The sequence below is a fragment of the Tellurirhabdus rosea genome (genome assembly GCF_026278345.1).
GTDB classification, from domain to species: Bacteria; Bacteroidota; Bacteroidia; order Cytophagales; family Spirosomataceae; genus Tellurirhabdus; species Tellurirhabdus rosea.
The window spans coordinates 685,660-702,031 of the sequence record NZ_CP111085.1 but is presented as its reverse complement, the minus strand read 5'-3'; the positions used below and the strand labels follow the sequence as shown (position 1 = coordinate 702,031).

At 60.4% G+C, this 16,372-nt stretch carries 7 protein-coding genes; all 7 read left to right on the top strand.

Features of this window, described 5'->3' with window-relative positions; all coding sequences use genetic code 11:
- The first annotated feature begins 34 nt into the window (after positions 1 to 34).
- The 7 genes from ORG26_RS02795 (at position 35) to ORG26_RS02765 (ending at position 16,365) form a co-directional block, all read left to right on the top strand.
- Entirely contained in the window at positions 35 to 3,214 is a 3,180-nt protein-coding gene (locus ORG26_RS02795; protein WP_266367000.1) for a SusC/RagA family TonB-linked outer membrane protein, read from the top strand.
- A gap of 132 nt (positions 3,215 to 3,346) precedes the next feature.
- The gene (locus ORG26_RS02790) at positions 3,347 to 4,843 is read left to right on the top strand and encodes a RagB/SusD family nutrient uptake outer membrane protein (protein WP_266366999.1); all 1,497 of its coding nucleotides are present in this window, start codon (positions 3,347 to 3,349) and stop codon (positions 4,841 to 4,843) included.
- A gap of 253 nt (positions 4,844 to 5,096) precedes the next feature.
- Positions 5,097 to 8,201, top strand: a complete 3,105-nt coding sequence (locus ORG26_RS02785) for a SusC/RagA family TonB-linked outer membrane protein (RefSeq protein ID WP_266366998.1) — start codon at positions 5,097 to 5,099, stop codon at positions 8,199 to 8,201.
- A gap of 17 nt (positions 8,202 to 8,218) precedes the next feature.
- Positions 8,219 to 9,709 (top strand): RagB/SusD family nutrient uptake outer membrane protein, encoded by a 1,491-nt coding sequence (locus tag ORG26_RS02780; RefSeq protein ID WP_266366997.1) that lies wholly within the window; start codon positions 8,219 to 8,221, stop codon positions 9,707 to 9,709.
- Positions 9,710 to 9,845: 136 nt separating this feature from the next.
- Complete coding sequence (locus ORG26_RS02775) at positions 9,846 to 11,189, top strand: Gfo/Idh/MocA family protein (protein ID WP_266366996.1); 1,344 nt, start codon at positions 9,846 to 9,848, stop codon at positions 11,187 to 11,189.
- Between the two features lie 66 nt (positions 11,190 to 11,255).
- Positions 11,256 to 14,174: an exo-beta-1,4-galactosidase gene (locus ORG26_RS02770; protein WP_266366995.1), complete on the top strand. Its 2,919-nt coding sequence runs from the start codon at positions 11,256 to 11,258 to the stop codon at positions 14,172 to 14,174.
- A 13-nt stretch (positions 14,175 to 14,187) separates the two neighbouring features.
- A complete protein-coding gene (locus ORG26_RS02765; RefSeq protein ID WP_266366994.1) occupies positions 14,188 to 16,365 on the top strand; it encodes a rhamnogalacturonan lyase family protein in 2,178 nt (725 codons plus the stop codon).
- Positions 16,366 to 16,372 lie beyond the last annotated feature (7 nt).

Here is a 16,372-nt window from a genome sequence, read left to right as displayed (position 1 = left end):
GTACCATTCCAAGTCAGAATAAATCTTTGCCCCTATGAGAACAACCCTTTACCGGACCTGCCGACTGGCATTCGGCCTGCTGTTACTGACGCAGGCAGTGCTGGCGCAGGTCGTGACCGGCGTCGTAACGTCGGCAGACAAGGCCGAACCACTACCCGGTGTGAACGTCGTGCTGAAAGGCACCAGCACCGGGGCCGTCACGGATGTCGACGGAAAGTATTCCCTCCGCATTGGCTCGGTTCCGGCCGCCGTCCTGACCTTTTCGTTTATCGGTTATAACCCGGTGGAAGTGCCGGTGGGCAGCCAGTCGGTTATCTCGGTAAAACTCGAACCTGACGTGAAAGCGCTCAGCGAAGTCGTCGTCATCGGTTACGGCACCGCCCGGAAAGCGGACGTAACGGCGGCCGTGTCTTCGTTTCAGGCGAAAGGCATCGAGCAGCGCCCCATCCTCCGCGTCGACCAGGCACTGGTCGGACAGCTGGCCGGGGTGCAGGTGAAGCAGACCAGCGGCGCACTCGGTAAGGGCTTCAGCGTGCAGGTCCGCGGCTCAGGCTCCATCACGGCCGGCAACGAACCCCTGTACGTCATCGACGGCTTCCCGCTCGCCACGGCAGCCCCCAACGGATCGGGTAACTTCAGCACGGGCAACCCGCTCGACAACATCAACCCCAACGATATTGAGTCTGTACAGGTGCTGAAAGACGCCGCCGCCGCCGCCATCTACGGTTCGCGGGCGTCCAACGGCGTTGTGCTGATCACCACCCGGCGCGGCCAGGCGGGCAAGGCGCGGATTACCTTCAACACGTTCGCGGGTTTTATGGAACGCTCGCGCAAGCTCGACATGCTCAGCGCCGAGGAGTGGGTAGACCGCGCTACGGAAATGATTAACGCCCAGTGGGTGGCTTCGGCTCCGGGCCGTTCGGCTTCGCAGACCAACGACGAACGCCGCCGCATTCTGGGCCTCGCGCCGGGTCTGGTCAACACCAGCTTCATGACCGACGACCGCTGGGCACAGCCGGGCCATCCGGGCCTGCGGTACATCGACTGGCAGGACGAGGCGTTCCGTCGCGGACTGGTTCAGAACCACCAGTTGGCGGCCAGCGGCGGCACTGACTTTGTCCGGTATTATGTGTCGGGCAACTTCGTCAAGCAGCAGGGCATGGTCATCAACACGGACTATACCTCTTACTCGGCCCGCGCCAACGTGGAAGTGAACGCGTCCAAAAAGCTGAAACTGGGTCTGAACATCGCCCCAACGTATTCCATCAACAACGACCCCGGGGTGGAAGGCAAGGACAACATCCTGCACCAGCTCGTCAGCTACACGCCGGTTCAGGAAGATACGATGGGCCTGTACCCGAACGTGGGCAACTACGGCCAGTACCGCTGGAGCGTGTCGCCGAACAGCCCGATCGGTAAACTCGAATACACCATCGGCGAAACGAAACGCTTCCGGACGCTGACCTCGCTTTTTGCGGATTATCAACTGGCCAAGGGCCTGACGTTCCGCACGACCGTCAACCTTGACAATACGGACAACAGCTCGAAAGGCTACACCCCGTACATCATCGCCAGCAACCTCGCCACCCGGCAGGCTCAGTTGACCCAGCAGACGTCCGGCTCGTTCAGCAGCTACCGGAAGCGGACGTTCGTGAACGAAAATACCCTGACATACGCCAAAGTCTTTGGTAAGCATGACCTCTCGCTGCTGGCTGGTTTGTCGTACAATTCCGATAAACTGGAAACGTCGCAGCTTAACTCGAACGGTGGTTTCAGCAGCAACGTCATCACGACGCTTAACGCCGCCAACGCCGTGACAGGCAACACCACCGAAAGCCGGAACGTCCTGCTTTCGTACTTTGGACGGGCACAGTACAGTTTCGACGGCAAGTACCTCTTCTCGGCCAGCCTGCGCCGCGACGGCTCGTCCCGCTTTGGGGCCAACACCAAATGGGGAATGTTCCCTTCGGCCTCGTTCGGCTGGCGTCTGTCGGAGGAAGAATTCATGAAAAACATTACGCCGATCAACGACCTGAAGCTCCGCGCCAGCTGGGGTACGGCAGGTAACTACAACATCGGCGATTACCGGACCATCCCGACGCTGGGTACCTACAACTACACCTTCAACGGTGTCGGCGTGATTGGTCAGGCCCCGGCGGGCGTAGCCAACCCCGATCTGGGCTGGGAGCGGGCCGAAACGTTCGACGTCGGTCTGGACGCGACGGTGCTCAACAACCGCATCAGTCTCTCGTTCGACTACTACACCCGCCTGAACTCCGACCTGCTGCTGAACGTCCCGATTGCCGGGGCCACGGGCTTCTCCAGCTACCTCAGCAACGCCGGAAGCGTCCGCAACAAGGGCTGGGAAATCGAACTGAACACCCGGAATGCGGTCGGTGCTGTCAAGTGGAACACCTCGCTGAACTTCAGCCACAACGCCAACAAGGTGGTGGCGCTGGCCGGTGGACAGCAGCAGATTCTGATTCCGTCCGCCTTCGATATTTCGCACTCCATCCTGCGGGTGGGCGAGCCGCTGTACAGCATTTATGTCGTGAAACAAATCGGCATCCTGACGCAGCAGGACATCGACAACAAAGCGGCCCTGTTCGGCTCGCAGACCGTCGGCGACCCAAAATACTTCGACGCCAACGGCGACAAAGTGATCGACGCCAACGACCGCGTGATCGTGGGCCAGCCGAACCCCAAATACGTCTGGGGGATCACCAACACGGTGAGCTACAAAGGCTTCGACCTGAACGTGCTGGTGCAGGGCCAGAACGGCGGGTCTATCTACTCGCTGCTGGGCCGGGCACTGGGCCGGACGGGTCAGGGCTTTACGGACAACGCGCTGGGCTTCTACCGGGACCGCTGGCGTTCGCCCGAGAACCCCGGGGCGGGTGAAGTCGGGAAGGCTTACTCGACCTTCGGACGGATCAAGAACACCGACTGGCTGTATTCTTCGGATTACGTCCGCGTGCGAAACATTACGCTGGGCTACAACCTCGGCAGTGTGATCAAGGTCCCGGCCATTTCGAGCGCCCGGGTGTACGTGACGGCGGAAAACTTCATTGGATTCGACAAGTACAAAGGCGGATTCAACCCCGAAGCGTCCAACACGGATCTGAGCGGCAGCGGTTCGTTCCCCGAGCCGGGTGATTACGGCGGTCTGCCGCTGCCCCGCTCGCTGGTCTTTGGTTTGAACCTGTCGTTTTGAGTTTTGAGTTTTCCGTTTTCTGTTGTCCGTTTTATTTACTGCTTTTGGTGATTGCCTGAGTTATAAAGCAAATAGAAAACAGACAACCGAAAACAGAAAACCGACAACTGAAAACAGAAAACTGATATTTAAATGAAACTCAAAATCATAACCGCTGCCCTGCTGTTGTCGGTGCTTTCGTCCTGCACGGACGACCTGACGCAGGTGCCGCTTTCTTCGGCGACGACCGCCACGTTTTACACGCAGCCGAGCGATTTTATTCAGGCCGCCAATGCGATCTATAACGACCTGCGGGGCTATCCGGACCGCCAACTGAACCTGTCGGAGACGCGCTCGGACAACCTCTACGCCGTTTCGGACGGGGGCGTGCGCGACTGGGAAGGTATCAACAGCTTTCACAAAACCATTGCGTCCAACCCGTACGTCTCGGAAGCCTGGAACACCAACTACAACGGAATCTACCGCGCCAACGTCCTGCTGGATCAGCTTCAGCAAAACGGCAAGGTGATCACGGACGCCACGCTGCGGGCCCGTCTCGAAGCCGAAGCGCGTTTCCTGCGGGCGTTTTTCTACTTTGATCTGGTGCGCTGGTTTGGCAAAGTGCCGGTGATCGAAAAGGCGGTCACGGCCAACGAAGCACTGGCCATTCCGCGCAGCCCGGTGGCGGACGTGTATAAGCTGATCATCGCCGATTTTCAGGCCGCCATCCAGAGCCTGCCCGAAACCTACGCGGCCGCCGAACGGGGCCGTCCGACCAAAAACGCCGCCCGGTCCCTGCTGGCGCTGGTGCACATGACCCGCTCGGGTCCGACCTATAACATCGAAGGGCCGGGACTGGGCCTCAACGAATGGACCCAGGCGCTGACGCTGCTGAACGAAGTCATCGCCAGCGGCCGCCATTCGCTCGTGGCCAGCTACCCGAACATTTTCTCGTACACCAACGAGAACAACAGCGAGGTGGTCTTTGACGTGCAGTACGTCACCGGCCTCAACCCGGTCATGGGCGCGACCTTCCCCTGGGCACTGGTGCCGGACACCTGGTTCCAGTCGAACGGAAAACCCATTCAGGGCGGTCTGACGATTCGGCCGGTAGCCAACGACCTGCTCAATGCCTACGACCCGAAAGACACCCGGAAGGCGTTCACGATTCAGACGGGTTACACCTTCAACGGAGTGACCGAAACGCAGTCGTTCATCAAGAAATACGTGGACCTGACCCGCGTGCCGGTCAACCGCGTCGACTGGCCGATCAATTTCATCGTCATGCGCTACACGGACGTGCTGCTGCTGAAAGCCGAATGCATCCTGCGCGGGGCCACGGGCGGTACGCAGGCCGAGGTGGACGCCATCGTAAACCAGGTGCGGGCCCGGGCCGGTCTGAGTCCGATTACGGGCGTTACGCTGACGCAGCTTTTCAACGAACGGCGCGTGGAGTTTGCCGGGGAAGGTTCCCGCTGGCACGACCTCGTTCGCAGTGGACAGGTGGAAACCAAGATTCCGGCCTGGATTGCGGCGGAGGATGTGCAGAAGAAAATGCTGCCGTTCAGCAAGGAGTATGTCATCTACCCGATTCCGCAAACCGAACTGGACGTGAAACCCGGCCTGTACGAGCAGAACAAAGGGTACTAAGCGGCCTGTAACCGCCTGAGCAGCAAACCAGCGGCAAAGTTCCTGAGCAAACGGCCCGTCCGTCCGCTCCGGGGCTTTGCCGCCTTGTTTTTCGGGGCGGCGGCGTTGGTTTTTCCGCATCAAAAATTGACACTTTTTCCCTCCACAGGAGAGTACGGGATGGTCTGGGGTCCCAAATAAAGCAAATTCGTCTTGGTAAAAGTGCTATTACCCGATAGCGCCCCAGCCAGAACTAACATACAACCTCCTGTCAATGCAAAGTTATACCCAATGGATTCGCGCTGCCCTGGTGCTGACCGTCTTCCTGTTCGCGCAGGCGGCGTTCGGTCAGACGATCAGCGGCGTCGTCACCTCGACCGAGAACAATGAAGGACTGCCCGGCGTCAATGTGGTGGTCAAAGGCACCAGCACCGGGGCCGTTACCAACGCCAAAGGTGAGTTTGCGATTCGCACCGCGGCCAAAGACGGCGCGCTGGTTTTTTCTTTTATCGGATATACGTCCAAAGAAATACCGCTGGGTGGTCAGTCGGTGATTAACGTCAGCCTCGCTCCGGACGACAAACTGTTGTCGGAAGTGGTGGTGGTCGGGTACGGTACTGTCAAACGCGCCAACGCCACCTCGGCGGTAGCAAGCATGGGTGCCCGCGAAATCGAAGAACGTCCCATCAACCGGATTGAAAACGCCCTGGCCGGTCAGATGCCGGGCGTCTATGTACAGACCACCAACGGCGAGCCGGGGGCCGACCTCCAAATCCGCGTGCGCGGGACGGGTTCGCTCAACGCCTCCAACGAACCGCTGTACGTGGTGGACGGCGTGCCGGTCGAAAACCTGCGCGGCATCAACCCCCAGGACGTAAAATCCATCGACGTGTTGAAAGACGCCTCCTCAGCCGCCATCTACGGTTCGCGGGGGAACAACGGCGTCGTGATCGTGACCACCAAGCGCGGCGAAAAAGGCAAAGCCCGCCTGAACTTCACGGGCTTCACGGGCATCCAGACGCTCGAACGCCGTATTCCGATGATGAGTGCCGAAGAATGGATCCAGCAGCGGAAAGAAGGCATCGACGAAGCCTGGGTCAACCGCGGCATTTCCCTCAAAAAAGACTACAAAGCCACTGACCCCATGGAATTCCGCGCGAAGGAACTGGGCATTACGATGGCGAATCCGAACGTGAGTCTGATGTACGACCCGAAATGGGCGTACGGCTCCGACAGCCTCGCCTTCACCGACTGGCAGGACGCGTTCTTCCGCCAGGCCCGGATGCAGAACTACCAGCTCGGCGTGGCGGGCGGTACGGACGACGTGACGTATAACGTATCCGGTGCGTACCTCGATCAGGACGGCATCGTCATCGGGACGAATCTGCGCCGCGCTACACTCCGCGCCAACTTCGACGCCAAACTCCGGAAAGGAATGCGGTTTGGCATGACGCTCGCGCCGTCGATGGAATGGTCGACGCTCGGCCGCGTCGACGGCAAAGACCAGCAGGCCATGAACGCCGTGCAGATGCCGCCCGTCGGCCCGCTCGACGCCGGCGTGTACGTGGGTGCCCAGCCTTATGGGGCCTATGCCTGGTCGGGCCGGTACGTCAGCCCGGTAGCCGTCATGGAACGCACCTCGACCGACGGCACGCGCTCGCGCCTGAACGCCAACATGTACCTGAACGTTGATCTCTACAAAGGGCTGCAACTGCAACTGACGGGCGGGATGGACAACAACAACTGGATGGAGCAGCAGTGGGTGCCCACCAGCGCCAGCCGCGACTGGGCGACGGCCACCAACGAAGGGGCCCTCAGCCGCTCGCGCCGTACGCAGGAGCAGCGGACCCGTTACCTGTTCCAGAGCGTCCTGAATTACAACCGGAAGTTCGGCGACCATAGCGTCAACTCCATCCTGGGCTATTCCGTCGAGCGCTACGGCGTCGACCGCAGCCAGCAGGAAAATAACAAGTTCCCCAACGACTGGACGTACCTCTTCGACAATACCTCCTCTACGGTCGGCCAGTCGCAAATCACCGGCGAGCGCGAAGCCCTGATCTCGTACTTCGGCCGCGTTCAGTACGATTACAAAGAGAAATTCCTGCTGTCGGGCAGCCTGCGCCGCGACGGGTCGAGCAAATTCGGGGCCGACAACCGCTGGGGGCTTTTCCCGGCCCTGTCGGCGGCCTGGCGCGTGTCGGCCGAGCCGTTCATGGCGAACGTACCGTTCATCTCGGACCTGAAACTGCGGGCGAGCTGGGGCGTGACAGGGAACAACCGGATCACCAACAACGCGCAGTTCTCACTGCTGGGGGTAAACAACTACTCGCTCAACGGGGCAATGGTCGCCGGGTACAGCCCCTCGACCATCGAAAACCTGAACCTCGGCTGGGAGCAGACCGATTCGTACAACGTCGGGATGGACCTCGGCATTCTGAAAAACAGCGTGCAACTGACCCTCGACGCCTACCGCCGCGTCACGTCCGACCTCCTGTTCCGCACGCCGGTTTCGTCCACGACGGGCTTTACCACGAGCTGGCAGAACATCGGCGACATCGAAAACAAAGGGATTGAACTGGGCGTGAGCACCCGCGGCAAGCTGGGTCCGGTGCGCTGGACGGGTTCGTACAACGTGTCGTACAACCAGAACAAAGTGCTGAAACTGGGCTACGACAACACCCCGATCCCGACCGGCTTCAGCAACCTGACGCAGATGATCCAGGTGGGCCAGCCGATCGGCGTGTTCATGCTCTATGATGTCGTCGGCGTGTACAAGACGCAGGCGGAAGTGGATGCCGGTCCGAAAATGACCAACACCCGCGTCGGCGACTCGAAGTACCGCGACGTGAACGGCGACGGCAAGATCGACAACAGCGACCGCACCATCGTCGGCTCACCCCAGCCTAAGTTCATTTTCGGTTTCAACAACACGTTCACCTACCGGAATTTTGACCTGACGCTGTTCATCAACGCGCAGCAGGGCGGCAAGGTGTACTCGATGATCGGCCGCTCCATCGACCGTCCGGGCATGGGTTACCTTTACAACAAACTGGCGAAGTGGTCGAACCGCTGGAAGTCGGAGCAGGACCCCGGCGACGGCATGACGCCGAGCATCAACGCCACCACGGGCGGTTACTACGACACCCGCTGGCTCTACAGCTCGGACTACATCCGCGTGAAGAACGTGGCGCTGGGCTACAACCTGCCGTCGGCGAAGTTCTACAACCGCGCCCGCGTCTACATTTCGGTCGAAAATGCCTACATCTGGCATAACTACACCGGTGGTTTTACGCCCGAAGCGGCCAACAACGAAGGCGGCGACTACGGCGGCTACCCCCAGTCCCGGACCTTCTCGGTAGGGGTAAATCTGAACCTGTAAAACTGACCTGATCCATTATGAAAGCCATAAAAATCCTCACCCTTGCGGCCCTGACGGGGTTGACCATGTCCTGCAAGGAAGATACGCTCAACATCACGCCGCTGGCCCGCAACACGGCCAGCGACTTCTACAAGGACGAAACGCAGATCAACCAGGCCGTTATCGCGATCTACAACTCGGGTCTGTCGCTGCCGACCAACTCGCTCTGGAACATGTCCGAAATCCGGTCCGACAACACGCTGGAAACCCAGGTGAACGTGCAGCGCGACTGGAACGACATCGGCAACTTCCTGATGACGTCGCAGACCGGCCAGATTCAGGCGACCTGGACGGATCTGTACGAAATCGTGTACCGGTCCAACATCCTGCTCGAAAAAGTGGCGCCGTTCAAATTCCAGCGGGTGCCGCAGTTTCAGGCCGAGGCCAAATTCTGGCGGGCGCTGGCCTACTTCGACCTCGTGCGGTTCTGGGGCGACGTTCCCCTGTCGGAAACGGTCGTGAGCATCGAAGAAGCGAAGCTGATTCCGCGTTCGCCGGCGAAGGAGGTGTACAACCTCATCGTGTCGGACCTCCAGTTTGCCGCCCAGAATCTGCCGGAAACCTACGCCACCGCCGACAAGGGCCGCGCCACCAAATGGGCCGCCAAAGCCCTGCTCGGCCGGGTGTACCTGACGATGGCCGGCTTTCCGCTGAAACAGGCCGATAAACTGGCGCTCGCCAAGAAGGAACTGGCCGACGTAATCGCCCAGGAAGGCAAGGCGTTTACGTTTGCCCCGACCTACAAGGCGCTTTTCCAGACGGCCAACGACAACAAGTACCACGTTTTCGAAATCCAGTACATCTCCGGCGGCTTCGGCATCGGTTCGCAGGCACCTTCGGACATGGCCTTCCAGTTTCCGTCGCAGTGGTCGGCCTTCCAGCCCATCGGCCCCGACGGACAGGTAGACCTGGAGCTGTACAGCTCCTGGCCTGCCATCGACCAGCGCAAAGCCGCCACGCTCGATTCGGGTTATGTGGATACGAAAACCAACGCCCGTTCGGGACGGATGCAGTACACCAAGTTTCTGGAAAAAGGCGCGACTTCGCAGCAGAACCGCAGCGACTACTCGCTTAACTTCCCGCTGATTCGCTACGAAGACGTGCTGCTGATGTACGCCGAAATCCTGAACGAAGAAGTCGCCGAAGGCGCCGCGCCGCCGACCGAAGCCGTGACGATCCTGAACCGCATCCGCAAACGGGCGGGCGTTCCGGACGTCAAACCGGCGACCAAAGCGGGCTTCCGGCTGGCGATGGAGCAGGAACGCCGCTGGGAATTTGCCGCCGAAGGACTGCGCTGGCACGATATCGTGCGGACCGGCCGGGCCATCGAACTGATGACCAAATTCACCACGGCCAACGCCATCAAACTGTCGAAGCCGCTGAACGAAAACGACCTGCTGTTCCCCATCCCGCAGAACGAAATGCTGATCAATCCGGGCTTCTGGAAGCAGAATCCGGGCTATAATTGAATGATTGAATGACTGAATGATTGAATTATTGAATGAGTGGTCTGCCGCTACGGTTGCAAAGCCGGTCAGTCATTCACTCATTCAGTCATTCGCTCAATTACTAACTTCAGCAAGAAAATTAACCCTCCTAAATCCCATGAAAACCAATTCCTTCTCCCGCCGTGATTTTGTCCGGCGCACCACCCTGGCGGCGGCCGGTGTCATAGCCGCTCCAAAAATGAACGCCTTTGGCAAAGCGGCCAAACGCAGAGTAGCGATGGTCGGCACCGGCCACCGGGGAACGGGCATGTGGGGTTCGCCGGTCGTGAAAGAATTTGCCGACATCGCCGAATTCGTCGGGCTGTGCGACAAAAACCCCGGCCGGGTCGAAACCGCCCGGAAAATGATGAACGTCAGCTGCCCGACGTTCACCGATTTTGAAAAGATGATGCGGGAAACCAAACCCGACCTGCTCATCGTCACGACGGTGGACGCCACCCATCACGAATTCATCATCAAAGGCATGGAAATGGGCGCCGACATCATCACGGAGAAGCCCATGACCACCGACGAAACGAAGTGCCGGGCCATCCTCGACGCCGAAAAGCGGACGGGCCGCAAGGTGACCGTGACGTTCAATTACCGCTACTCGCCCCACCGCCAGAAGATTTACGAACTGCTCCGCGCAGACACCATCGGCAAAATCACGTCCGTGGATTTCCACTGGTACCTCGACACGCGCCACGGGGCCGATTACTTCCGCCGCTGGCACCGCCTGAAAGAAAACAGCGGTTCGCTCTGGGTACACAAGGCGTCGCACCACTTCGACCTGCTGAACTGGTGGCTGGAATCGGAGCCGGAAACCGTGTACGCGAATGCCGCGCTGGAGCATTACGGCAAAAACGGCCCGTTCCGGGGCGTCAACTGCCGTTCCTGCCCGCACAAGTCGGAGTGTAAATTCTTCTTCGACGTGACGCGGGACAAGCGCCTGACGGCCCTGTACGTCGACAACGAGAAACACGACGGCTACCTCCGCGACGGCTGCGTGTTCAAGGAAGACATCAATATTTACGACAAAATGGCGGCCACGATTCACTACGCCAACGGGGCCAACGTAAGCTACTCGCTGACGACCTATTCGCCCTACGAAGGCTACCGCATCGCCTTCAACGGCACCAAAGGCCGCATCGACGCCTGGATCAAGGAAAGCGGCGCGATGACGCTGGAGCCGTACGACGAAATCATGGTGTCGCACAACTTCGGCAAAGTGGAGTACATCAAGGTGCCGCAGTCCGAGGGCCACGGCGGGGGCGACGCCATCCTGCGCGACAAGATTTTCCGGAATCCGAACAAACCGGACACCTACCGGCAGTCGGCCGGCAGCCGCGACGGGGCGATGGCGATTCTGGTCGGCATCGGCGCCCGCAAAAGCGTAGAGTCCGGCCAGCCGGTCCGCATCGAGGACTTGACCGGTCTGCGCCCGCTGGCGGTTAAAGGCTAAATGAAAATTCGGGGCGGCTTTGGTTAAGGTCGCCCCGAATTTTTCAGACTAACCCATTTTACCCAAATGATTGAAGTGACAAGCTATCCCTCCCTTCCCGGTAAGTACCTGACAGGCCTTCTTTTCCTGCTTCTCATTTCCGCCAAAACGCTGGCAGGACCCATCATCGACCTGAAAGGCACCTGGCGTTTCCGCACCGACCCGGCCGACAAAGGCATTCCCGAACGCTGGTTCGCCACCCGACTGCCCGAGACGATCAAACTGCCCGGCTCCATGCTGGAAAACGGCAAAGGCGACCCCGTAACGCTGCAAACCAAATGGACGGGCAGTATCTACGACAGCTCCTGGTACTTCAACCCCCGAATGGAAAAGTACCGCCGCCCCGACAACCTCAAATTCCCCTTCTGGCTGACGCCGGACAAATACTACGCCGGGGCCGCCTGGTACCAGAAAGACGTTACGATTCCCCAAAACTGGCGCGGTAAACGGGTGGTACTGTTCCTCGAACGCTCCCATACCGAAACCCGCGTCTGGGTCGACCAGCAGGAAATCGGCAAACAGAACAGCCTTTCCGTCGCGCACGAATACGACCTGACGGCGGCCCTCTCGCCGGGAAAACACACGCTGACGATCCGGATCGACAACCGGCTGGAAGTCATCAACGTCGGCAAGGACTCGCACAGCGTCACCGACCACACCCAGGGCAACTGGAACGGCATTGTCGGCAGGCTCGAACTGCGGGCCACCGAGCCGGTCTGGTTCGAGGACGTGCAGGTGTATCCCGACCTGACCCGAAAATCCGCCCGGGTGAAAATGACCCTGCACAATACCACCGGAAAGCCCGTTTTGGGTCGGATACAAGTAGCGGCGGTTAGTTTTAATTCGTCTGTAAAACAGTCCGTAAAACCGCTGACCATTGAGTACGGAATGGAGGGCAAAGAGGCCGTTGTCGAAGCGGACTACCCGATGGGCGAGGCCCCGCTGCTGTGGGACGAATTCAACCCCGCGCTCTACCGCCTGACGGCTTCGCTGACCACCGCCGACCAGCGGAAAGAAGCCCGGACCGTCACCTTTGGCATGCGGGAATTCGGCATTCGCGGGACGCGCTTCACCCTCAACGGCCGCGAAATTTTCCTGCGCGGCACGGTCGAAAACTGCCAGTTTCCGCTGACGGGCTACGCGCCGATGGACGTGGCGGGCTGGGAGCGGGTCTTTCGCATCGCCAAACGGTACGGTCTCAACCACATGCGCTACCACTCGTTCTGTCCGCCGGAAGCCGCGTTTGTGGCCGCCGACCTCGTTGGGTTTTACCTCCAGCCGGAAGGGCCGAGCTGGGCCAACCACGGCACTTCGCTCGGCGACGGTCGGCCGGTAGACCAGTACATTTACGACGAAACAGCCCGCATGGCGAAAGCCTACGGCAATTATGCCTCCTTTGTGATGCTCGCCTATGGCAACGAACCGGCCGGCCGCAACCAGGTGAAGTACCTGACCGAGTTCGTGCATTACTGGCAGAAAAAAGACCCGCGCCGTAAGTACACGGGCGCGTCGGTGGGCAACAGCTGGCCGCTGGTGCCCGAAAACGAGTTCATGGTGAAAGCCGGTGCCCGCAACCTGCCCTGGGACAAGCGCCCCGAATCGACGGGCGATTACCGCGACAAGATTGAGCCGTTCAAGGTGCCGTACGTGGCGCACGAACTGGGGCAGTGGTGCGTCTTTCCGAATTTTCGCGAGATTTCGAAATACAGGGGCGTTTACAAAGCGAAAAACTTCGAACTCTTTCGGGAAGACCTGGCCGACCGGGGCATGGGCGAACAGGGGCACGACTTCCTGATGGCTTCCGGAAAGTTGCAATTGCTGAGCTACAAAAACGAAATCGAACGGGCGCTCAGGACGCCGGGCATGGCCGGATTTCAGTTGCTGTCGCTCAACGATTATTCGGGACAGGGCACCGCGCTGGTCGGGCTGCTGGATGCGTTCTGGGAAGAAAAAGGCTACGTGACCGAAAAGGAGTTTGCCCGTTTCTGCGCCCCGACGGTGCCGCTGGCCCGCCTGCCGAAGTTTGTGTTTCAAAGCAACGAAAGCCTGCACGCGGAGCTTGAACTGTCGCACTTCGGAAATGTCCCAATCCCCTCCGCGGTCACGCGCTGGACGCTGACCGACGAAGCCGGAAAAGCCCTGGCGCAGGGGAGTTTCGGGCCGAAACCCCTTGCGATTGGCAGCAATGTCCGCGTGGGCGAAATCAACGTGCCGCTGTCGGGTGTTCAGAAGGCGACGAGGCTGAAACTGACGGTTTCGGTGGCAGGCACGAAGGCCGCCAACGACTGGGAAATCTGGGTGTACCCGACCACCGTGGCCGCCGAACCGACGAACGTTCTGATTACCACGAGTCTCGACGAAAAAGCCGAACAAACGCTGAAGTCGGGCGGCTGCGTCCTGCTGTTGGCAGCCGGTAAAATCGAAAAAGGCAAGGAGGTGGCCCAGCATTTTCTGCCCGCGTTCTGGAATACGTCCTGGTTCAAGATGCGCCCGCCGCACACGCTGGGCATTCTGCTCAACCCGAAGCATCCGGCCTTTGCCGACTTCCCGACGGATTACCACAGCAATCTGCAATGGTGGGAACTGGTGAACCGGACGCAGGTGATGAATCTGGAGGATTTTCCGGCCCATTTCCGTCCGCTGGTCCAGCCCATCGACACCTGGTTTCTGAACCGCCGCCTCGGTCTGGTTCTGGAAGCGAATGTCGGCGGCGGACGCCTCGTCGTTTCCAGCGCCGATCTGAGCAGCGACCTCGAGAACCGCCCGGCGGCGCGTCAGTTGCGGCAATCCCTGCTGAACTACATGGCTTCAGAGGCTTTCCGGCCCAAAGGCGAAGTGGCCGCATCGGTCATTCGCGCCCTGTTCACCGAACCTTCGCGGGACACCTACAAGCCGTTTACGAAAGATGCACCCGACGAATTAAAAGTAAAAAACCAACAGCCCTGAAGCGGCGCATACCATGACGTTTAAGCTCAAAAACGGCCTGCTGCTCCTCCTGCTGGGTCTGCTCGTTCAACCCGTTCTGGCCCAGCGGACGATGGAACGCCTCGGCCGCGGCTTGGTGGCCGTACGAACGAGCGCCAGTCAGGTGTACATCGGCTGGCGAATGCTGGGGACCGAGCCGGAAAACATCGGCTTTCACCTGTACCGGGGAGCCACCCGCCTGACCCGGACGCCGCTGACCCAGACAACCAATTTTGTCGACGAAACCTCCGAAAACGGCACCTACACCGTCCGGCCCGTGCTGAACGGCGTCGAACAGGCCGTTTCGGCCCCGGCTCCGGTCCAGTCGCTGCCGTACCGGGCCGTTCCGTTGCAGTTGCCGCCGGGCGGCGAAACGGGCAGCGGCACGTCGGTGAGCGCCTACACATACACGGCCGGGGATGCCAGCGCGGGCGACCTGGACGGCGATGGCGAGTATGAGATTGTTCTGAAATGGGACCCCACCAATGCCAAAGACAACTCCCAGCGCGGCTTTACCGGAAATGTATTGCTGGATGCCTACAAACTGGACGGCACCCGGCTCTGGCGAATTGACCTGGGCCGGAACATCCGCGCCGGAGCGCATTACACGCAGTTTATCGTCTACGATCTGGACAGCGACGGCAAAGCCGAAGTTGCCTGCCGGACGGCCGATGGAACGGTGGACGGGCAGGGCAAAGTGCTGGGCGATGGCGCCGCCGACCACCGCAACGAATCGGGATACATTCTGAAAGGCCCTGAATTCGTCACGATCTTCAACGGGTCGTCGGGCGCGGCGATGGCTTCGGCCCGTTTTCTGCCCCAGCGCGACCCGGTGGCGGGGGACAATCCGACGCCCGAGCAGCTGAAACAGACCTGGGGTGATAATTACGGCAACCGCATTGACCGGTTTCTGGCCTGCGTGGCCTATCTGGACGGTGAAACCCCCAGTCTGGTGATGACCCGCGGCTATTACATTCGCGCCGTGCTGACGGCCTGGGACTGGAAAGCGGGCAAACTGACGCACCGCTGGACCTTCGACAGCGACGACAGTACGCCGGGCAACGCCGCCTACCGCGGGCAGGGCAACCATAATCTTTCGGTCAATGACCTCGACGGCGACGGACGGGATGAGATCGTCTTCGGTTCCTGCGCCATCGACGACAACGGAAAAGGACTGTACGCCACCGGCCGGGGCCACGGCGACGCGCTCCACCTGTCGGATCTCGACCCCGACCGGCCGGGGCTGGAACTGTTCTCCGTGCATGAGGAGCCGGAAAGCTACGGGTCCTATCCGTTGGATTTCCGCGACGCCCGGACGGGCCGGATCATCTGGGGCGCTCCGGGGCCGAACATGGACGATGTGGGCCGGGGCATTGCCGCCGACATTGACCCGCGTTACCGGGGCGCCGAGGCCTGGGGTAGCGTTGGGGGACTTTATTCGGCCAAAGGCGAATTAATACCGGGCAGTAAGCCGTCGCAGATGAATTTTGCCATCTGGTGGGATGCCGACCTGACCCGCGAACTGCTCGACCGGACGACCATCTCCAAATGGAACTGGACGACCGGCCGTGCCGAAACCCTGCTGTCGCCCGAAGGGGTTTCTTCCAACAACGGCACCAAAGCCACGCCCGCCCTGAGCGCCGACCTGCTGGGCGACTGGCGGGAGGAAGTGGTCTGGCGGGCCTCCGACAACCGGAGCCTGCGGATTTACACCACGACCATCCCCGCCCGGAACCGGCTGCCGACGCTGATGCACGACCCGCAGTACCGCCTCAGCATTGCCTGGCAGAACGTAGCCTACAACCAGCCGCCGCATACGGGCTTTTATCTCGGGGCCGATATGCCGACGCCGACCCGCCCGAAGATCGTACTGGCCGGAAATGAACTGCCGCCGGTGGTCACGGGCGAGCGAAAGGCGGCCAATCGTCCGGTGGCGTATCCCAATCCCGTCAACCAGCAGGAACTGACGGTGGAGATGCCGACCCTGCCGGGGCAGCGGCTGACGCTGAATCTGGTTAGCTTGCAGGGCAAAACCCTGCTGACCCGGCACGAAATGGGGGTCGGTGGGCGCCAGCTTGTTCAATTACCTCTCGGCGGGCTGTCGGCCGGACGCTACCTGCTGAAAATCCAGGCGGGCGGTGAGCGGACCGAACTGCCCATCCTGAAACACTAACCACCGA